Source organism: Mucilaginibacter phenanthrenivorans (assembly GCF_024721155.1).
Classification (GTDB): Bacteria; Bacteroidota; Bacteroidia; order Sphingobacteriales; family Sphingobacteriaceae; genus Mucilaginibacter; species Mucilaginibacter phenanthrenivorans.
Genome location: NZ_JAHVAP010000001.1, coordinates 519,256 through 539,723, shown reverse-complemented (window position 1 = coordinate 539,723; position 20,468 = coordinate 519,256). Strand labels below are relative to the sequence as shown.

Genomic DNA, 20,468 nt, shown 5'->3' with positions numbered 1-20,468 from the left:
ATATTTACAGGATAAATTAATTTAAACATTTAATGAAAAAACTGTATCTGTTTTTAATCCTTTTCTCCCCTTTAGTAATTTTAGCGCAAACAGGTAAACAAACATCCCTTGTGGATTATATAAACCCGTTGATGGGCACTGATTCCAAGTACGATCTCTCCAACGGGAACACCTACCCTGCTATAGCATTACCATGGGGAATGAACTTCTGGACGCCACAAACCGGTAAAATGGGTGACGGCTGGCAATACACTTATGATGCGCATAAAATAAATGGCTTTAAGCAAACTCATCAGCCATCACCATGGATGAACGACTATGGTCAATTTGCCATTATGCCGGTAACCGGGCATTTAAAGGTTTCGCAAAACGGCCGTGCAAGCTGGTTCTCGCACAAAGCTGAAACTGCTAAACCTTATTACTATAGCGTATACCTTGCAGATCATGACGTGTTAGCGGAAATTACCCCTACTGAACGCACGGCACAATTTAGGTTTACCTATCCAAAGAACGATAGCTCATATGTTGTAATCGATGCCTTTGATAAAGGCTCATACATCAAGGTGATTCCATCTGAAAATAAGATCATCGGCTACTCTACCAAATACGCCCGCGGCCCGTTAAAAAACTTCAAAAACTACTTTGTAATTTATTGCGATAAGCCAATCACCATTGCTCATACTTACAGTGATAGCACACAAACCGATTCATTGGAATTGCATGCTAAGCATGTAATGGCAGTTATAGGCTTTAAAACAAGTCATGACGAAAAGGTTCACTTAAGAGTATCATCATCTTTTGTAAGCATAGAACAGGCTGAACTTAACCTGAAACGCGAACAGGGCAGCGACAGCTTTGCTGTTACTGAACAAAAGGCGAAGGACGTTTGGAACAAAACGCTAAACCGTTTAACTGTTGAAGGTGGCTCAATTGACCAAACCCGCACATTTTATTCATGCCTTTACCGCATGTTGTTTTTCCCTAATAAATTGTATGAGATTGATGCGAACAATCAAATCATTCACTACAGCCCGTACACAGGCAAAACAATGCCGGGATATATGTTTGCGGGTACCGGCTTCTGGGATACATTCCGCGCACTATACCCGTTCCTGAACCTTGTTTACCCATCAATAAACAAAGAGATGCAGGCTGGCCTGGTGAACGACTTTAAGGAAGGTGGCTGGTTACCTGAATGGTCGAGCCCCGGTTATTCAAATGTTATGATCGGTAATAACTCGGCATCAGTAGTTTCCGATGCATACCTGAAAGGTGGAAGAGGATATGATATCAGTACGCTGTATGATGCTTTAGTACACGGTGCAAATAATGCAGGCCCTGCCGGAACAGGTCGTACTGGCGTTGAATATTATAACAAGTTGGGCTATGTGCCTTATGATGTTAAGATTGACGAGAATGCAGCCCGTACACTAGAATATGCTTATGATGATTTTACCATCTATCAGTTAGGTAAGGCATTAAACAAACCTGCTTCAGAAATCGAGATCTTCAAAAAACGCAGCATGAACTACAAAAACTTGTTCGACCCAACAACGGGCTTGATGCGCGGTAAAAACAAGGACGGCTCATGGGAAACTCCATTTAATCCATTTAAATGGGGCGATGCCTTTACCGAAGGAAACAGCTGGCATTATAGCTGGGGAGTTTTTCATGATATCCAGGGACTGATTAACCTAATGGGCGGTAAAAAGCAGTTCGTAGCTAAACTCGACTCTGTATTTACCCTGCCTCCTATTTTTGACGATAGCTATTACGGCGAGGTGATCCATGAGATCCGCGAGATGCAGATAGTGAATATGGGGCAATATGCGCATGGCAATCAACCAATCCAGCATATGCTTTATTTATACGGCTATGCCGGCGAACCGTGGAAGACACAATACCATGTTCGGGACGTTATCAACAAGCTATATAAGGCAACGCCTGACGGCTATTGCGGCGACGAAGATAACGGCCAGACTTCAGCATGGTACGTATTTTCGGCGATGGGCTTTTACCCGGTATGTCCTGCAGTTGACCAATATGTATTAGGCGCGCCCCTATTCAAAAAACTTACATTGAATTTAGAAAATGGAAAAAAGGTAATTATTAACGCGCCAAACAACAGCGATAGTAACCTGTACATCAACACTATGAGTGTAAACGGCAAACCTTACGATTTAAACTGGATCAGCCACACATTATTAAACCAGGGTGGAGTTATAAATTATAACATGTCGGCATCGCCAAATAAACAACGCGGCACAAAGGCTGCTGATGTCCCCTATTCTCTATCAAACGAAAAATAATTGTTTATGAAAAAACTTATCGGCTACGGTAAAAAGATGATTGCTTTAATAGCAATCATCTTTGCTTTTATGAGTATTGCAACTGCACAATCTTTCAGGGTTGGGGTTGCCGGTTTAAATCACGACCATATTTATAACGTTTTAAACGATTATAAGAAGGGCAGGGTAAACATCGTCGGCATTGCGGAACCCAATAAGCACCTTTGGGAAAAGTTCGGCAAACAATTTAATATCCCGGATTCATTATTTTTTACTGATCTGAAAACGATGCTGGCTAAAAAGAAGCCACAAATTGTTTTAGGCTATAACGCAGTTGGCAACCATGTTGATGTAGTTGAAGCTTGTGCGCCACTGGGCATCCCGGTAATGGTTGAAAAGCCATTGGCCGCGACCTTAGTGCAGGCAAAACGTATTGAGGAACTTGCAAATAAATACCATATAACCGTGCTGACCAATTACGAAACAACCTGGTATCCATCTTTCCAGGGAGTTTATGACATTGTAAACAAGGACAGCATCGGGGCAATCCGTAAAATGGTGGCGCATGACGGACACCAGGGCCCCCGGGAAATTGGCTGCAGCGAGGAATTTTTAGCCTGGCTTACGGATCCTGTTTTAAACGGTGCCGGTGCCCTTAATGATTTTGGCTGTTACGGTGCTGATTTAATGACCTGGTTGATGCATGGCCAGCGGCCAATTGCGGTAACAGCAGTTGGCAGACATTATAAGCCGGATGTTTATCCAAAGGTTGAGGACGATGCTACCATAACTGTTGAATACCCGACCGCTACCGGCCTGATAGAAGGATCATGGAACTGGCCATTCAGCATAAAGGATCTTGAAGTTTTTGGGCAGACAGGCTACCTGCACGCCACCGATATGAAAAACCTAAATATGCGGATGCGTGAAAACAAAAAAAGCATCATCGATTTAAAACCGTTATCAGGGCCTAATGATGATCCTGTTAACTATTTTAACGCCTTTCTAAAAAAGGAAATAAAGGGTGAGGATGACCGCACATCATTAAAATACAACATGATTGTAATGGAGATTTTGGATGCCGCCAAGAGGTCAATCAAAGAAGGTAAGAGGATAGTGTTGTAATAGTTGAATGAGTTAGATTAAGTTGATTGAGTTGGTTAAGTTTGAGAAAAAGATCAAATTGACTATAACCCTTCAACTTAATCCACCCCACTCAACTTAATCACCCAAATCCCTTAACCCCAAAGAAAAAAATATTATTTTTGCCGCAGTATAAATTATTTAATACCTCAATATCTATATATGATAAAACAACTTTTTACCGCGGCAGGCCTGTGTTTTTTAGGTCTGGCAGCTTCTGCACAGAGTAATAACGCGGCTATTATGGCGCGCAAACAAGTTCCGGTTATTTGTTATCACCAGATTCGTGACTGGAGACCAAAGGATTCGAAAACGGCCAAGGATTACATCATCCCGGTACAATCGTTTAAGGAACATATTAAAATGCTTGCCGACAGCGGTTATCATACCATACTTCCTGATCAACTGTATAACTATCTGACAAAAGGCACGCCACTGCCAAGCAAGCCGGTGATGCTAACTTTTGATGATACAGATCTTGATCAGTTTGAAATTGCCCGACCGGAATTAAAAAAATACGGCTTCAAGGGTGTTTATTTTATTATGACAGTTTCTTTAGGCAGGCCGCATTATATGACCAAGGAACAAGTTAAACAACTGTCAGACGAAGGAAATGTGATTGGCAGCCATACCTGGGATCATCACCGAGTGGACAAATACAAGCACGACCCAAATCCTAAAAAGGACGATTGGGTTGTACAGATTGAAAAGCCAACAAAAAAACTGGAGGAAATCACCGGTAAAAAAATGGACTACTTCGCCTACCCTTTTGGTGTATGGAAAAAACCTGTACTGCCAGAGATAAAAAAGTATGGTTTCAAAATGGCCTTTCAGTTAGCTGATAAAAGGGATCCTGATTATCCATTGATGTCCGTTCGCAGAATATTGGACAGCGGCTACTGGACAACAAAAACTTTCAGTAATAGCGTAAGACATAGCTTTTAAGACCCTAAACTGAAACGTGAAATTAAAGAGGCTGCTCATAAAGGGCAGCCTCTTTTTTTGTATTAATATACATTTGGACCCAATGTTAATAACTTCCTCTAAAGCAACCGTTTGCGCCATTTTTTTGAAACGGATGCACTAATAACATCATTATTTATTTTAGCTAAAATTTAAAAAATAACTATTATGAAAAAAATTCTCGCCCTTACTACTACTGCTGTAGCAGCAGTGTTATGTTTTTCGTTTACAGCACATTCGGATGTTGTAGTTGTGCCAAAAGCAGCTAAGATACACAAAGCGAAGGTTGCTATTAGAAATCCCTATGTAACCTTTCCGACAGGTGTTGCCTGGAATATCAGTTATGATGCCGGCAATTACATGGTAGCGCTTGATTGGCCGTTAGTTGACAATCCTTATCTAGCAGGCATACCATTTACATTTGAAGGTAATACACAAGTTGTAGACCCCCATAAAACTTCATACATTTTATGGGTTGGCAGTACATATGCATTGATCCCTTACCAAAGCTATACGATAAATATCGGAGGGGTAAATTATTATTTCTACATGCCCGGCAGTGGCTCTGGTAAGTGCATCATTACTGGCCACAGCTAACACCTGGCACATTGCTTTAATCTCAAAGCAGTTTAAAAATCCATTATAAGCTTTGATAGTTTTATACACCTTTTCGTCCGGATGGTATTGAAAAATGGATCGCAATAATAAAAAAGAGGCTGTCTCAGAGTAACATTTCGGGCAGCTTCTTTTTATTGGTAGATTTCTTCGTGAATTGCCCGTTTTTTATTTTTATATCTTGGCTCCTGGCTCTTATATCTTTATTTACGAATTATACTATTTTGCCGATATCCACCTGATTGCAGTATCAAGCTGATCTAACGGAAAATACCTGAACTTACCGGGTATGATATATTTAAAAAGGTCGCTATATCCCAAAATGCCTTTTTGATCGGTTACAAGGGCCACCCTGCCCCAATCAAAGAAATATTTGAATCCGATTTTTGTGTTCCCGCACCAGGCGCCGTCGACAAAATTCTTTATGTCCGTTTCAAGTATCAACACAAAGTTGATCTTCCTGTTTCGCTGAAGCAATTCATCCATTATCGGGATCAACGCTTCCTCGTATTCTGTTTCCGTAACCTCAGCAAATGCATGCAGTCCGGCAACGTGGGGCGGCAAATCGCTAATTAGCTGAAGCATATGTTATATAATTTGATAAGTTGTTACAATTATTACACCATACCGATATAAAATAATCATAATATTAAATAAATATCTCTTTGATTAAATATCAAGTATTTTCAACCCGTAATTTTAAATTTTGTTTTGTAGTATCTTTGCACAAATGCAGCAAAACAGATCAACCTATAGTCAACTCATTAAGAACGAGGCTAAAAACCTTGGGTTTATGTTTTGCGGTATTTCACAAGCTGAATTCCTGGAAGATGAAGCGCCCAGGCTTGAACAATGGTTAAAAAAGGGCATGCATGGCGAGATGCAATACATGGAAAACCATTTTGATAAACGGCTTGATCCACGGCTACTGGTTGACGGCGCAAGATCTGTAATATCCCTGGGACTTAATTATTACACAGAACTTGAACAATCTGACCCCTTTAGTCCTAAAATATCAAAGTACGCTTACGGTTCTGATTACCATTTAGTTATAAAGGATAAGCTAAAGCAATTACTTCAGCAAATTAATGAAAAAATAGGCGAGGTTGGCGGCCGAGCTTTTGTGGATTCGGCACCTGTGCTGGACAAAGCGTGGGCAAAAAAAGCAGGACTTGGATGGATCGGCAAAAACACAAACCTGATCAATCAAAAATCGGGTTCGTTCTTTTTTTTGGCCGAGCTGATTATTGATCTTGACCTGGAATATGATATAGCGCCCACAGCCGATCATTGCGGCACCTGTACCCGTTGTATTGACGCCTGCCCTACCGAAGCGATTGTGACACCCTATATTGTTGATGGCAGCCGTTGTATATCTTACCTCACTATTGAGCTTAAAAATGAGATCCCGCAAGAATTTGCCGGCAAAATGGATAACTGGATGTTTGGATGTGATGTTTGCCAGGACGTGTGCCCCTGGAACAAATTTTCTGTCCTGAATAGTGAACCCGCTTTTGCCCCTCACCCCGACCTGATGACTTTAAATAAAAAAGACTGGCAGGAAATAACAGAAGATGTATTTCAAAAGGTATTTAAGAACTCTGCCGTTAAGCGGACTAAGTTTGGCGGACTAAAGCGGAATATATCTTTTCTTAGAGAGATTAGAGATTAGAGGCCTGAGATTAGGAAAAACGAATTTTCTACAACTTTTGCCTAATCTCTAATCTCTGGCCTCTAATTAACCCTTTTTAAACTTATCGGCCAGTTGTTTCAGCATATCTTCATTAACCGGTAATACAGGGCCGTCATCTTTCTTTTTAAAAGGCTTATTTTCTGGTTTTTGGTAATTATTTGTCCTTGTATGATCAGGCTTGTGAAACTCCCTTTTGATAGGAGCCTCCGCAGGCTTTGCCTCTGCAACAGGAGTATCCTGCGGTCGTTGGGCTGCCTGCTGTTGCTGTTTCAGATGACGTTCTGCAGCTTTTTTGGTATTCCACCGGGTATAGATTTGTTCTAACTTCTTCTTAGTATATAACGGAAAATCGCCCTGCATCATCCATGAGTAATAGCTCGGCTCAATTTTCAACACGTCCTCCACAGCTTTGCCTTTATGTTTACCAAAGTTGAAGGTCTCTTCGCCATTCTCATTATAAACCATACGCCCGGCAAAATCAACCGGCTTACTAAGATTTGTAAAGTGGTGCAAAGCTTCAACATCATTCACAACAGGTTTTGACTTATTACCTTTTTTATCTTCCCACTCCATGCCTTCATACTTGGCTATTTGAGCCAGTAACACTTCCATAGTTGCCCTTGTATCGGCTTCAGCGGAGTGAGCATTAATAATCTGTTTATCACAATAAAACTGGTATGCAGCCTTTAGGGTACGCTGCTCCATTTGGTGGAAAATATTCTGTACATCAACAAAATGACGGTTATCCAGATCAAATAAAACATCGGCACGTAAAAACTCCTCCATCAGCATGGGGATATCAAACTTATTTGAATTATATCCTGCCAGGTCGCTCACATCAATAAACCCGGCTACTTCAGTTGCTATTATTTTAAAAACCGGCTCATCTTTTATATCTTCATCATAAATCCCATGTACTAATGATGATTCTAAAGGAATAGGCATACCAGGATTTACCCGCCACGTTTTCACTTTTTCGCTGCCATCGGGATGTAATTTGATAACTGATAATTCAACAATACGGTCAACTCCGAGATTGGTGCCAGTTGATTCAATATCGAAAAATGCCAGTGGCCGTTTTAAATTTAATTTCATTTGGTAAAGCTATATATTTATTTGCCGGTAACCATATTTTACAAGCGCTAGCTTTCCAATATATTCCCACACAAAGGTCGCAAAAGTGTTAAAAAGAATCAGAACTATAAATTTTTAATTTTTTTAATTTCAAGGATAATATTTTTATTTTGTAGCCTCCTAATTACTTAAACTCTGGTCATGAAAACACCTGTACTTTTTATTTTTATTTTACTCTGTTGTTCGTTCACGGCTGCTTCTGCCCAGGACTTCCCCTTTGGCACCATCACCACCCAGGAGATGAATATGAAGAACTATGCGAAGGACACTTCTGCGCACGCAGTGGTGTTACAGGAGTTTGGCAAGTCGAGAATAGATATAGGTGGCGATGACCGCATTAAACAGATTTATGAATACCACGTAAAAATCAAAATTTTTGATAGCAAAGCCTTTGATAAGGGAACCGTTAAATTATTCCTTTACAGTAATGATAAGAGCGACTCATACGAAGAAGTATCGGATATTAAAGGGGTAACTTATTACAAGGACGATAACGGGTTTACGCAAAAGGTTGAACTGGAGGATAAAAAGGTTTACCCCGTAAAAGAAAATAAGTATTGGGCCAGCCATAAATTTGCTATGCCGGGGCTACGTAACGGTTGCGTGATAGAATATAAGTACCGTATTGAATCATTTCGCTGGTATAAACTCCGCCCATGGGAGTTCCAGGACGATATTCCAAAGATTTATTCGGAATACGAGGTACATATCCCTGCATTTTTTAATTTCAATGCTTCAATAAAGGGTTTTTTAAAGCTTACCAAAAATACAGCGGTGATTGAATCGGGTTGCTTTGAAACCCATGGAGCAAAAAGCGACTGTTCACTAATCAACTACGGGATTAGCGATATCCCTGCATTTATTGAAGATGAGTACATGACTTCGCCAAAAAATTTCTTATCAACCATAAATTTTGAGCTGGTAGATTATACAAGCCCCTATGATAACATAAAGCACAAAGAAACTAAAGAGTGGAAAGACATTGATTTTGGCCTCAAAACCGAACCCGAGTTCGGTGGGCAGCTGAAACGGAAGGGGCTGCTTAAAGATAAAGTGTTACCGATAATTGCAGGCAAAACCGATGACCTGTCAAAAGCAAAGGCTATTTACCAATATTGGCAAAAATGGTTTAAATGGGATAAAATCCCGGGGATTTACAGCGAAAGCATCAGTAAGGCCTGGGATACACATAGCGGAAGCGTGCCAGATATTAACCTTTCATTAGTTACTGCACTGAATGCAGGGGGCTTAAATGCAGAAACTGTTTTACTGTCTACCCGTGATAACGGCAACATTAACACCTTATACCCCGTGATAGGCGACTTTGATTATGTTGTTGCAAAGGTAAATATAGGCGACCAGGTTTATTTATTAGATGCTACGGACCCGCTTTTACCTTTTGGAATGCTTCCCCTTAAATGCCTGAATGATAAGGGACGGGTGTTTAGCCTGGACAAGCCCTCTTACTTTATGGACTTAAACCTGCCTCAACGTGAAAAAAGCACTTATGCTTTGGATGTCACATTACAGGAGGACGGTAAATTGAAGGGAACTTTAACAAACTATTCTATCGGTTATGAGGCTTACAAGAGACGCGTTGCGATAAAGAAATTTAACAGCATAGATGAATATGTAGAGAACCTGAATGAGAGGTTAGCAAAATGGAAGATTTTAAAATCGGAAGTTGGAAACGTTGACAGCCTTGATTTACCGGTAGTTGAAAAATACGAAGTTGAAATTGATGCTTATAAAAAACTGGACGAAAACAACAGGTTAACTTTCAACCCATTTTTTTTTAATAAAATAACTGTTAACCCTTTTAAATTAACGGAACGTTCCTACCCTGTCGACATGGCTATGCCGTCGGAACGCCGCTATTCTATAATCTTACACCTGCCTGCGCAGTATACGGTAGAAACTCCACCCCAAAACGTGGCAATAGGGATTCCGAACGGCGGTGGTAAGTACATCACAAGCTACGAACCAGGCGAAAATTCATTCAGCTTTACTTATCTTACCCAATTTAACAATTCAGTTTACGGACCGGAATTCTATCCATACCTGAAGGAGTTTTATAATAAGATCATATTATCACAAAAGGGTGAAATGGTATTTAAGAAGAAATAATGAGATCGTTTATAGTTTCCTGTTGCCTTATTTTATCAACTACTGCGGCTACTGCCCAGCAAAATTACGATGCTAGTCTTATTTCGAAGGACCTTTTACCGTATGCAAGTGCAGTAGTTAGGAATGACGAGGTTAGTGTTGAAGTAAAAGACCTGGACAATGTAATTTACCATGTAAAAAAAGCAATAACTGTTTTAAATAAAAATGGTGATGACTATGCGCATATAGCTGTATACTATGATAAAAACGTCGCTATTAAGAACATTAAAGGACTGGTATACGACCAGTTTGGCAAGCAGGTGGGAAAGTTTTCTGAAAGTAATTTCGACGATGTTAGCGTTGGGGGCGAGAGTACATTATTTGACAGTGAAAGAGTAAAACATTATTTGCCATCAGTTACCGATTATCCATATACCATCGCCTATGAATATGAGGAGAAGTTTAAATTCACCTTATACTTTCATGATTGGATTCCTAATGATGACATCGGCGTAGCCGTTGAGAAAAGTTCATACACCTTTACGTGTAAACCTGATTTTAAAATAAAATACAAGGAAATAAACCTGCCCGAAAAGGCGCATATAGGCACGAACGTACAAGGTATGACAACCTATTCGTGGACAATAAATAATTTAAAGGCTATTAAATACGAACCATTTAGCCCGTACTTTAAAAATTACGCCAGCAGTGTGGAGGTGGCACCTGAGAAATTCCAGTACTACGGTTCAACCGGATCATTTGCCAATTGGAATGAACTAGGGAAATGGATCAATGATAAGTTAGTTGTAAACAGGCAGGAACTTCCTTATCAAACCATTGAGCATATGAAGGAAATTACGACCGGCATTACCGACCCTAAACTAAAGGCCAAAAAGATTTACGAATACATGCAGAACAAAACCCACTATATAAGTGTGCAGGTTGGGATAGGTGGATATCAACCTTTTTTAGCATCGGAGGTGGATAATCAAAATTATGGGGACTGTAAAGCGCTGGTTAACTACACACAGGCACTGTTAAAGGCAGTTAACATTGATTCTTATTATTGTATAGTTAAGTCCGGCGGCCAACACAATATAAGCCTGCAAAATGACTTTGCCAGCATGACCCAGGCCGATCATATCATTCTTTGTGTGCCCTTTAAAAATGACACTACCTGGGCGGATTGTACCAGCCAGACAATACCTTTTGGTTACCTTGGAGATTTTACGGATAATCGTACTGTTTTGGCATTAACACCACAGGGCGGAAAATTGATGCGTACCCCTAAGTACACCGCTGCCGATAACCTGGAAGGCAGGAAGGCGAAATTTGTTGTTAGCGCCGAAGGTGAATTGGCAGGAACAATGACCACCACTTACAAAGGCGTTAATTATCAGGATTGTGACGAAATATTGAAGGAGGCGAAAACCGAGCAATATAAATCAGAACAAAGACGCTATCCAATAAATAATATGGAGATTGAAAATCTCAATATAACGCAGGATAAAAGCTTTAAACCTGCCACCACGGAAACAATAAAGCTGCGTGCCCGTGACTATGCATCATTTAACGACGGCAAGATTTATTTCCTGCTCAATCCTGTTAACCGGGAAACATTTGTGCCGAAGCAATTGCGCAACCGTTTAAACAGCGTTTATATAACAAGAGGCGATACAGAAGAAGACGAGGTTACTTATACGCTGCCGGCAGGTTATCGTTTGGAAAAAAAACCGTTGCATGTAAATATCATCAAACCGTTCGGGAGCTTTTTTGTCACTATGGAGTTAAAGGGAGATCAGTTGACCTACAAACGCAAACTTCAATTATTTGACGGAACATATGACAAGGATACCTACCAGGACCTGGTTGATTTTTATCAATCGATAGTTGACACGGACGAATATAATGTGGTATTGGTGAAAAATTGATTAAGAACACCTGGGCGCTTTAGAATTTTCAGTTACAAAATTACTTATCGCCAGTAACTGAAAATAATTATACCCAGCACTATCCCGATAATCATAACGAGGTAGAGCAAAAGTTCATTACCTGCGTAACGCTTGTATTTTGTCCAGAATGAGTAGTCTTGTTTGGGATCTGACATGTGAATGCAAATTTACCGAATAAATTTCAATTCAGGTGTTATGAAAAAAGGAGTTTCAACTGCTTATTTACCAGTTTGATCAGGTTTTGAATAGGCGGTATCAATAATTATCGACCCACACCTTGAAAAGTATTTATAAGTGTAAGGGTCGTGCAGTTTGGTTATAATCACCCCTTTTGAAGAGCTGGCGTGCACATAATACCCGTTTTGCAGGTATACAGCCACATGACTGAATTTTTTTCCGTCGTAATCAAAGAACAGGAGATCGCCCTCAACAAGTTCTTCTTCGTATTTACGCTTGATCACGTTTATTTGCTGGCTGGTTGAACGCGGAATATTTACCCCAAAAACCTGTTGTTCAAGTAACTGGGTAAGACCTGAGCAATCCACCCCACTTTTATCCTCGCCACCAAATTTATAGGGGGTGCCCATCCACTGGTCGATAAAGGCATATAAACGACCATTCTGAATATCGCCCCTGTTAACACCCAATATGGCTGAATATTTCTCAGCAATATCTGCCTGTGGCTTTACAACCTCACCGGGTTCTCCTCTCAGCACCGCTTTCCTGCTGTGGCATGAGGACAGTATAATTGTAAAGGCCAATAAACAATACAGGTAGTGTATTTTGTTCATGATACAAATGTAAGCGGAAAGCCGTTCCGCATATTTGCAGATGTTTTTAACATATTAACAATTGGGAGTCCGAAAGACCGAAAGTCGGGAAAGTCCGAAAGATTGATTTGGAGATTTTACCCGGGTTAAGCTTTAATTAAATCCGAAATCGAACATCCGAATTCCGAAATCACCCCACTACCCCTTTATCACCCTTTGGATCTCATCCAACTTCATCAGGGCCTCAACAGGCGTTAAGGTATTTACATCAAGGTTGTTCAGCGTATCGCGGATCTTTACCAGCACAGGATCGTCAATACTGAACATCTGCATTTGCACAGCCTGCTTTTGAACTTTGCGGATACTTTCCTTAATGTGCTCCCCTCCTGTCCGTTCGTTCTCGAGTTTTTTCAGGATTTCATTCGCACGGCTCAACACCTTCTGCGGCATACCGGCCAATTTGGCTACATGGATCCCGAAGCTGTGCTCACTACCACCAGGCACCAGTTTGCGAAGGAAGATGATCTGGTGGCCGACCTCCTTTACCGATACATTAAAGTTTTTGATGCGATTGAACGAATTGCTCAGTTCATTAAGCTCGTGATAGTGCGTGGCGAATAAAGTTTTCGCCCTTGCAGTTGGTTGATTATGCAAAAACTCTGCTATCGACCAGGCGATGGAAATACCGTCATAGGTTGATGTACCCCGGCCTATCTCATCCAGCAAGATCAAACTTCTGTCGGATAAATTATTGAGGATACTCGCTGTTTCGTTCATCTCCACCATAAAGGTTGATTCGCCGGACGAAAGATTATCGGATGCGCCTACCCGCGTAAAGATCTTATCTACCAAACCGATTGAAGCAGCCTTGGCAGGTACAAAGCATCCCATTTGCGCCATCAACACGATCAGGCCTGTTTGCCTTAATAAGGCAGATTTACCCGCCATATTGGGCCCGGTGATAATGATGATCTGCTGCGTTTCAGAATCGAGGTAAACGTCATTGGTGATGTATTCCTCACCCAATGGCAAATTCTTTTCAATAACCGGGTGGCGGCCGCCTTTTATATCGATAACCCTGCTGTCGTTTATCTCGGGTTTTACGTAGTAGTTTTTTATGGAGATGGTTGCAAAATTCAGGAGTACATCCAAACGTGCAACCAGCTGTGCATTCAATTGAATAGGCTTGATATACTCGGCAAGCGAATACAGCAGATCATTGTACAACCGTGTCTCGATAACTAAGATCTTTTCTTCCGCACCAAGAATTTGCTCTTCGTATTCCTTTAACTCAGGCGTGATATAGCGTTCGGCATTTACCAGCGTTTGCTTCCTGATCCATTCTGCGGGTACTTTATCCCGGTGGCTGTGGGTAACCTCCAGGTAATAACCAAACACGTTATTAAATGAAACCTTGAGTGATGGAATTCCGGTTGACTCCGCCTCACGCTTCTGGATCTCCAGTAAATAGCCCTTACCGCCAAATGCTATTTTACGCAAGCGATCGAGTTCTTCATTGATGCCCTCGTTCATCACACTGCCCTTAACCAGCATAACCGGCGGTTCGGCACTTAGTTCTTTTTCAATCTTCTCACAAATTAGGGTGCATGGATTCAACTGCGCAGCAATTGCCTGTAATGGCAGGCTTACGGATGTTTCACCAATTCCCTTTATCGTACCAATTGCTATCAGCGCTTTTTTGAGCTGACACACCTCGCGCGGATTGGCTTTTTGCAAACCTATCTTTGAGATCAGCCGCTCCAAATCGCCGATAAGGCGGATATTTTGCTTCAGTGTTTCCCGTAACTCTTCCTGCTCAATCAGGTATTCAACTACACCAAGGCGATCATTTATCGGCTTTAATTCCTTTAAGGGCATTACTATCCAGCGGCGTAGTAAACGCGCACCCATCGGCGAACACGTATGATCTAGCACATCAACCAGCGTGGATGCATTTTCATTGGCTGAACCAACCAATTCCAGGTTACGCACGCTGTAACGGTCGAGCCACAAATATCTATCCTCTTCTATCCTGCCAATGGACGAAATATGCTGCAGGTTTCGGTGTTCGGTTTCATTTAAATAATGTAACGCCACACCTGCAGCAACAATGCCCAGGTTCAGCTTATCTATCCCAAAACCCTTTAATGATTTAACGCCGAAATGCTTCAGCAGCACCTCCGTGGCATAATCGCCGCTGTAAGGCCATTCGTCAAGCGTGTAGGTATAAAAGCGATCGCCGTAGTTTTCCTTAAAATCATGCTGGCGGCTTTTTGGGTAGATAACCTCAGCCGGCGAATAGCTTTGTAAAAGTTTATCTATATAATCGGTGTTGCCTTGTGCAGTTAAAAATTCTCCTGTCGAAATATCTATCAGGGCTATGCCTATGCTATTTTTTTCGAAATAAAGCGAGGCCAGGTAATTGTTGCTCTTTTGATTGAGGATATTATCGCTTGTGGCCACACCGGGAGTTACCAGTTCAGTAACACCGCGTTTAACAATGGTTTTCGTGGTCTTCGGATCTTCCAGCTGGTCGCAAATAGCCACCCGCTGACCGGCACGCACCAGCTTTGGTAAATAAGTATCCAACGAATGATGCGGAAAACCCGCCAATTCGATAAACGTAGCTGCACCGTTGCCCCTGCGGGTAAGCACAATGCCTAAAATACCCGCGGCCTTAATAGCATCCTCGCCAAAGGTTTCGTAAAAATCACCTACGCGAAAAAGCAGCAAAGCACCGGGGTACTTAACCTTGATCTGGTTGTACTGCTGCATTAACGGCGTTTCCTTCGTGTTGTCTTTTGCCAAACGGTTTGCTCCTGTTTAATAGGTCGGTAAAGTTAATGCATTGCCCCGTGTTTAGCGGAAATGTGGAAAAGTTAGGTGATGTGGAAACCGTTGATTTGTTTTGATTGGCCTGATTACGTTGATCTCTGTAGCCGGCTATAATAAATGAAGTTGCATAAATCAGGCAACTGCATCAATTTCATCCGCCAGCAATTTGTCTTTGTCTGTAACTTTATCCCCCGCGTCGTGAGTTGACAGCCAGATCTCCACTTTATTATAAGTATTTGTCCACGTTGGATGGTGATTGCTTTTTTCGGCGAGTAAGGCCACCCTGGTCATAAATGAAAAGGCTGCTGAAAAGTCCTTGAATTCAAAAGCTTTATAAAGCTTATTATCGATTTTGTTCCACATAGCTTAATTGTATATATACTAAACTACCGGGTTACAATAAAGTTTCAAAAAACAAATGCGAGAGATAAAACTTAACCCGGGGTCGTATTGCCCGGTCTTGAACTCATAGTTGACATGTATAAACGCCAAAGAACAAAACGGCTCCAGACTTACGACTAAGAACTATTGACTTTCCACTATGGTTGTACCGGCGTAACAGGGCGTACCGAGATCACACTATCCACAACAAACTCACTTACCCCCCGCCATGGCAGCGTATGCAGGTATTCCTTATAGTGCAGTTCGAGATAGGCTCCTGCGCTTTTATTCAACTGGTCGGCTACATGCTGGTCGGTTACAGAAAACATAAATTCATTTGATTGGATGGCGCCTTGTGTAGGTGTCCGGATTCCTGACTGGATCAACCTGCCCTCATATGTTTTGAACATATAACCCTTGTGTACAAAGTAATTCATGGTGCCGGCTTTGGTTCCATCGCCAAAAACAAAATAATAACGGTAATAAACAAATCCCACTATAACCAGTGCGATCACTATTCCAACTATAATTCCGATACGTTTCATAAACTGCGGTTTGTATGATATAACAAACATAACAGTAATTTATAATGGGTTGTTAGCGGCAACTATAAATTATTTTTAATTACCTCTTGTAAATGTAATTTATTTACTCTACACTCGTAGAGTAAACTCTCAACTCATAGAGCAATATGAAACTCACAAGTGCCGAAGAACAATTAATGGAACTGATCTGGGATAAAGACGAGATCTTTATGAAGGATATTATTGACAGCTTCCCTGATCCAAAACCCGCAACAACAACCATTGCAACCTTGCTTAAACGAATGCAAAATAAAGGCTTCGTAGCATACAAGTTAATGGGGAATTCCCGGCAATACTATGCACTGGTAAAGAAATCGGAATATTTCTCGAAACATGTTAATGGACTTATCAAAAACTTCTTTGGCAGCTCGGCCATGCAGTTCGCATCTTTTTTCACTACGGAAACAAACCTTACTGATGAGGAATTAGAGGACCTGAAAAAAATTATCGATAAACAACTTAATAAAAAGAAGTCATGATAGCTTACCTGGTAAACTCAACCTTATGTTCTGCCTTGTTGCTGGCGGTTTATCACCTGTTGCTTAAAAACAAGACCATGTACAACTTTAACAGGGTCTACCTTTTGTTAAGCGTCGTATTTTCGTTAACTGTGCCTTTAATAGTTGTGAAGCATACGATAGTCCGGCTGCCGTCGATACAAAAAACTATTGAACCGCAATTACAGTTAACGGATGCCAATAATCCTCAACCTGACTTCCAGGTTCAAACGCCTTTAAGGGTTACTCCAATTGTAAATCACCCGCATATTAATTATCTGCCCGGCATATTGATGGCAGTTTACGGCATTGTTTCACTGCTGTTGCTGTTTCGTTTTATAAGAAATTTAAACAGGATCAGGTTAACGATCAAACAAAACCAACATGTAACTTATAAAGACACCAAGCTAATATTGGTGAATGAAAATTTAACCCCGCATACCTTTTTAAGGTATATTTTCCTGAACAGGCAACAATATGAAAGCAATCAAATAGAGGCTGATATATTAAAACATGAGCAAACTCATGCCAGCCAGTTACACTCTGTGGATATCATATTCATGGAATTGATAACATGCTTCTGCTGGTTTAACCCGTTGGTATGGTTCTATCGCAATGCCATCCAATTGAATCATGAATTTATTGCAGATACAGCAGTAGTTACCACCAACTGTAATATCTCAGAATATCAGCAGTTGCTGCTTGGCAAGTTGGGCTATATGAAAAGCCTCTCTATTACCAGTCAATTCAATTATTCAATAACCAAAAACCGACTAATCATGATGAATAAAAACACCTCAGCATTAACCGCCGCGCTATCAAAGCTTGCCGTTATCCCGGTACTGGCGTTTGCCTTTACATTTTTCTGCACAAAAACAGAGGCGCAACAAACACCTGCCGTAACTAAGCAGGATGTTAAGGCAAAACCCGAAAGTTCAACTGCAGTGAAACCGAATCAACCTGTCAGGAAAGTTTCATTTCCACCACCAATGATATGGGGGAAGTTTCCTCACACTAAGGAGGGCGTTTCTGCCGATTCGCTTAAGGAATATGCTGTGCTAACGGCTAAGTTTATTGATACCAACAATAAATTCATTAAGCGATTAGGCACTATCTCGAAAGAAGACAAAAAAAGAATGAAGGATATTTTCGAGAAAATGAGCCCTGAACAGCAAATGCAGCAAAAAATTGGGTTTAGCTATCCCGCCCCTCCACTTCCGCGCGCAGTTCCTACACAAGCTCAGTTGGATTCGTGGAAGAATCCCGCTGAATTTGGGGTATGGATAAATGAAAAAAAAGCTAAAAATGCCGACCTCGAAAAATACAAAGCTGAAGACTTCAACCAGTATTTCGTGAGCAAATTATATCCTGCGGCCCGGGTTCATGTAAAATACCACTACCAGGTAGATTTAATGACCGTGGACTTTTATAATAAATACCGTAAAGAAGCGCTCGAAAATAAAACTAACGCCTATACGTATTACAGATCATGGAAGCCCGAGGGTAAATAAAATTTAAAATAGACTTAAACTTCTCTTTATTAGTAAAATTTGCGATCATTTGGTATTTGCATTTCTTTCAATTAAGCAATCTTCCTTCGGGATTGGGCCCGACTATTGCCTGCGCCCTTATTCGTTTTGAAATGTTCCGAACATATTTAAACAGTTAGTGTTTACTTATTAAACGTCTACTTATGAAAACTAATAAGATCCTATTTGCTCTATTGGTGATATTATGCGCACTGAATTTTTCCTGCGGAAATAATAAAAAGCCATCAACCACTTCAGCTGATAGCATCAGTAACGAGAAAAAAGCCGACACCTCTATTGTAGGAACAGGGCAAAAGAGTGTCAAAGACGATTCCTTGTTGGGCGACCCAAGCTCAAAGGGAGCGGCCGATCCCAATGCGAAACTTCCAAAGAAATAAAAAGCCGGACGGAAATTGCTGTTTCCATTTTATTGCTGTTTCCATTTTAGCACATGAAAGCGAGCTATCAGCTATTTTTGTGTTGTTATTTTATCTAGTTTAGCTTTTACAGCCGGGTCGTCCTTAAGCGATAGGGATTTTTTGTAGCATTCAATTGCCTTTTGTTTGTCCTTATTTGCGCTATAATATTCACCAAGAGCGGTGTACACAGCAGGACTATCCGGGTAGAATTTTGCATTTAGGTTGAAAACTGACAGCGCCTTATTGGCCCAGTTTATTTCCAAATAATCATGCCCCATGGCATTCAGTATCGACTCGGGCGGCAATAACCGGTACCCCATCCGCTTTGATACATCGGTGTAGTGCGCTTCAATAATAGCGGCTACATCTGATTTATCGTTCTTATCGAACAATAATGCCTCGGTTTTTGCAGGCAGCTTGTAAAAGCTGAAAAGGAAACGAAATGCATCATATTCTGTTATCAATGGCGATGAATTGTGGTTATCCTCATTATAATATTTATAGCTAAAAATCAATCCATTTCCCGGATTCCGCTTAAACTCGTCAGCAAGATTTAAAATTGACCGGATATGATTTGTTTGGGATGATGTATCGCGATGCGCATGTGCCGTATCATCTCCGGCGGGCATGGTGTTGGCAATTCCCATGAAGACAGATTTACCCGCAAAGTTTTTATTCCTCAGTACCTCATTAGCCTGTTTTAACAGTTTGTACTGATCCCACCACATGCTTGGGTCAACAATGGTATAAGCGTTGAAAAGCTCGGTATGATTTATCAGGATATTTACAGCCGTTAGCCCGCCAAAGGAATGCCCGATCAGCATCCGGAATGGCGCAGCCGGGTATTTCGACTCAATATAGGGCATCAACTCCTTCTCGATAAAAGCGGTAAACGCCTCACCGCCACCCGACGTTTTAAAGTCTGTAGTCGGTTTATTTTCAAAATCAACCTTGCCGATAGTTGGTGTCAGGTCCCGTGTGCGGTCGGTATTGTTTATCCCCACCACTATCATGTCCGGGCAAACCATATTACCGTTTGCTTCGCTTAGGTATTGAATGATACCGGATACCGAAGCAAAGTGCTCCGAGCCATCCAGTACATAAACCACGGGGTAGCGCATAGCAGCATTGCCCGGTTTGTTTGCACCGGCGGGCAGGCGTACCCAGATTATCCTTTTTTCGTTAAGTATTTTTGATTGGATGCTATCGGTATGGCCTAAAACAATAGCGCCGCCGATAATATCCTGTGCATTGGCTGACATAGTAAGTATCAGCAATAAATAAAGAAAAGCTTGTTTCATGCAGATTAGTAATGTTTTACTAATCTACATATTTACAAATTGAATTTATTGTTGCGGTTTGCTAAAATTTTCCGGGGGTGTTGAAACTATTTCACCAAATTCATTTACATAAGCCATCATGCTGTCAAGGTCACTGCCTGAAGCATTCTGCTGGCGATCAAGCTTGCGTTGTTCTTTATCTTCTTTTTTCTTTTGCCTGTTTTTTTCGAGTTGCTTCTTCATGAAGGTAGCCTGTGATTTTGCCATATATTATAAATT

The 20,468-nt window shown here is 41.1% G+C and carries 18 protein-coding genes; 10 read left to right on the top strand and 8 right to left on the bottom strand.

The window, feature by feature from the left end; genetic code table 11:
* Positions 1–32 precede the first annotated feature (32 nt).
* The 4 genes from KXD93_RS02360 (at position 33) to KXD93_RS02345 (ending at position 4,991) form a co-directional block, all read left to right on the top strand.
* Positions 33–2,309 carry a GH92 family glycosyl hydrolase gene (locus KXD93_RS02360; protein ID WP_258135254.1) on the top strand — a complete coding sequence of 759 codons (2,277 nt, stop codon included), beginning with the start codon at positions 33–35 and terminating at the stop codon, positions 2,307–2,309.
* 6 nt (positions 2,310–2,315) lie between these two features.
* Positions 2,316–3,413, top strand: a complete 1,098-nt coding sequence (locus KXD93_RS02355) for a Gfo/Idh/MocA family protein (RefSeq protein ID WP_258135253.1) — start codon at positions 2,316–2,318, stop codon at positions 3,411–3,413.
* 180 nt (positions 3,414–3,593) lie between these two features.
* Entirely contained in the window at positions 3,594–4,376 is a 783-nt protein-coding gene (locus KXD93_RS02350; protein ID WP_258135252.1) for a polysaccharide deacetylase family protein, read from the top strand.
* A gap of 186 nt (positions 4,377–4,562) precedes the next feature.
* Positions 4,563–4,991: a hypothetical protein gene (locus KXD93_RS02345; protein WP_258135251.1), complete on the top strand. Its 429-nt coding sequence runs from the start codon at positions 4,563–4,565 to the stop codon at positions 4,989–4,991.
* Positions 4,992–5,228: 237 nt separating this feature from the next.
* Here KXD93_RS02345 and KXD93_RS02340 read toward each other — a convergent pair whose 3' ends face one another.
* Complete coding sequence (locus KXD93_RS02340) at positions 5,229–5,594, bottom strand: SpoIIAA family protein (protein WP_258135250.1); 366 nt, start codon at positions 5,592–5,594, stop codon at positions 5,229–5,231.
* A 145-nt stretch (positions 5,595–5,739) separates the two neighbouring features.
* Between KXD93_RS02340 and queG the strand changes: the two genes are divergently transcribed.
* Positions 5,740–6,681: a tRNA epoxyqueuosine(34) reductase QueG gene (gene queG / locus KXD93_RS02335; protein WP_258135249.1), complete on the top strand. Its 942-nt coding sequence runs from the start codon at positions 5,740–5,742 to the stop codon at positions 6,679–6,681.
* A gap of 66 nt (positions 6,682–6,747) precedes the next feature.
* Here the strand turns inward: queG and KXD93_RS02330 are convergent, their stop codons facing one another.
* A complete protein-coding gene (locus tag KXD93_RS02330) occupies positions 6,748–7,797 on the bottom strand; it encodes a 3'-5' exonuclease (RefSeq protein ID WP_258135248.1) in 1,050 nt (349 codons plus the stop codon).
* Between the two features lie 180 nt (positions 7,798–7,977).
* On the opposite strand from KXD93_RS02330, the gene KXD93_RS02325 reads away from it, so the two are divergent.
* Both KXD93_RS02325 and KXD93_RS02320 read left to right on the top strand, forming a co-directional pair.
* Complete coding sequence (locus KXD93_RS02325; protein WP_258135247.1) at positions 7,978–9,963, top strand: DUF3858 domain-containing protein; 1,986 nt, start codon at positions 7,978–7,980, stop codon at positions 9,961–9,963.
* Positions 9,963–11,873, top strand: coding sequence for a DUF3858 domain-containing protein (locus KXD93_RS02320; protein WP_258135246.1), 1,911 nt, complete (start codon positions 9,963–9,965; stop codon positions 11,871–11,873). The genes KXD93_RS02325 and KXD93_RS02320 overlap by 1 nt, the downstream gene beginning before the upstream one ends.
* A 239-nt stretch (positions 11,874–12,112) precedes the next feature.
* Here KXD93_RS02320 and KXD93_RS02315 read toward each other — a convergent pair whose 3' ends face one another.
* The 4 genes from KXD93_RS02315 to KXD93_RS02300 form a co-directional block, all read right to left on the bottom strand.
* Positions 12,113–12,685 carry a C40 family peptidase gene (locus tag KXD93_RS02315; protein ID WP_258135245.1) on the bottom strand — a complete coding sequence of 191 codons (573 nt, stop codon included), beginning with the start codon at positions 12,683–12,685 and terminating at the stop codon, positions 12,113–12,115.
* Between the two features lie 177 nt (positions 12,686–12,862).
* Complete coding sequence (gene mutS, locus KXD93_RS02310) at positions 12,863–15,472, bottom strand: DNA mismatch repair protein MutS (RefSeq protein ID WP_258135244.1); 2,610 nt, start codon at positions 15,470–15,472, stop codon at positions 12,863–12,865.
* 159 nt (positions 15,473–15,631) lie between these two features.
* Positions 15,632–15,862 (bottom strand): 4a-hydroxytetrahydrobiopterin dehydratase, encoded by a 231-nt coding sequence (locus KXD93_RS02305; protein ID WP_258135243.1) that lies wholly within the window; start codon positions 15,860–15,862, stop codon positions 15,632–15,634.
* A gap of 176 nt (positions 15,863–16,038) precedes the next feature.
* Positions 16,039–16,425 carry a hypothetical protein gene (locus tag KXD93_RS02300; RefSeq protein WP_258135242.1) on the bottom strand — a complete coding sequence of 129 codons (387 nt, stop codon included), beginning with the start codon at positions 16,423–16,425 and terminating at the stop codon, positions 16,039–16,041.
* A 146-nt stretch (positions 16,426–16,571) separates the two neighbouring features.
* On the opposite strand from KXD93_RS02300, the gene KXD93_RS02295 reads away from it, so the two are divergent.
* From KXD93_RS02295 to KXD93_RS02285, 3 genes are all read left to right on the top strand, one after another.
* The gene (locus KXD93_RS02295; protein ID WP_258135241.1) at positions 16,572–16,943 is read left to right on the top strand and encodes a BlaI/MecI/CopY family transcriptional regulator; all 372 of its coding nucleotides are present in this window, start codon (positions 16,572–16,574) and stop codon (positions 16,941–16,943) included.
* Positions 16,940–18,472 carry a M56 family metallopeptidase gene (locus KXD93_RS02290; protein ID WP_258135240.1) on the top strand — a complete coding sequence of 511 codons (1,533 nt, stop codon included), beginning with the start codon at positions 16,940–16,942 and terminating at the stop codon, positions 18,470–18,472. The genes KXD93_RS02295 and KXD93_RS02290 overlap by 4 nt, the downstream gene beginning before the upstream one ends.
* A gap of 182 nt (positions 18,473–18,654) precedes the next feature.
* Complete coding sequence (locus KXD93_RS02285; protein ID WP_258135239.1) at positions 18,655–18,888, top strand: hypothetical protein; 234 nt, start codon at positions 18,655–18,657, stop codon at positions 18,886–18,888.
* 71 nt (positions 18,889–18,959) lie between these two features.
* Here KXD93_RS02285 and KXD93_RS02280 read toward each other — a convergent pair whose 3' ends face one another.
* Both KXD93_RS02280 and KXD93_RS02275 read right to left on the bottom strand, forming a co-directional pair.
* Positions 18,960–20,210 carry an alpha/beta hydrolase gene (locus KXD93_RS02280; protein ID WP_258135238.1) on the bottom strand — a complete coding sequence of 417 codons (1,251 nt, stop codon included), beginning with the start codon at positions 20,208–20,210 and terminating at the stop codon, positions 18,960–18,962.
* Between the two features lie 45 nt (positions 20,211–20,255).
* Positions 20,256–20,456 (bottom strand): hypothetical protein, encoded by a 201-nt coding sequence (locus KXD93_RS02275; RefSeq protein WP_258135237.1) that lies wholly within the window; start codon positions 20,454–20,456, stop codon positions 20,256–20,258.
* Positions 20,457–20,468 lie beyond the last annotated feature (12 nt).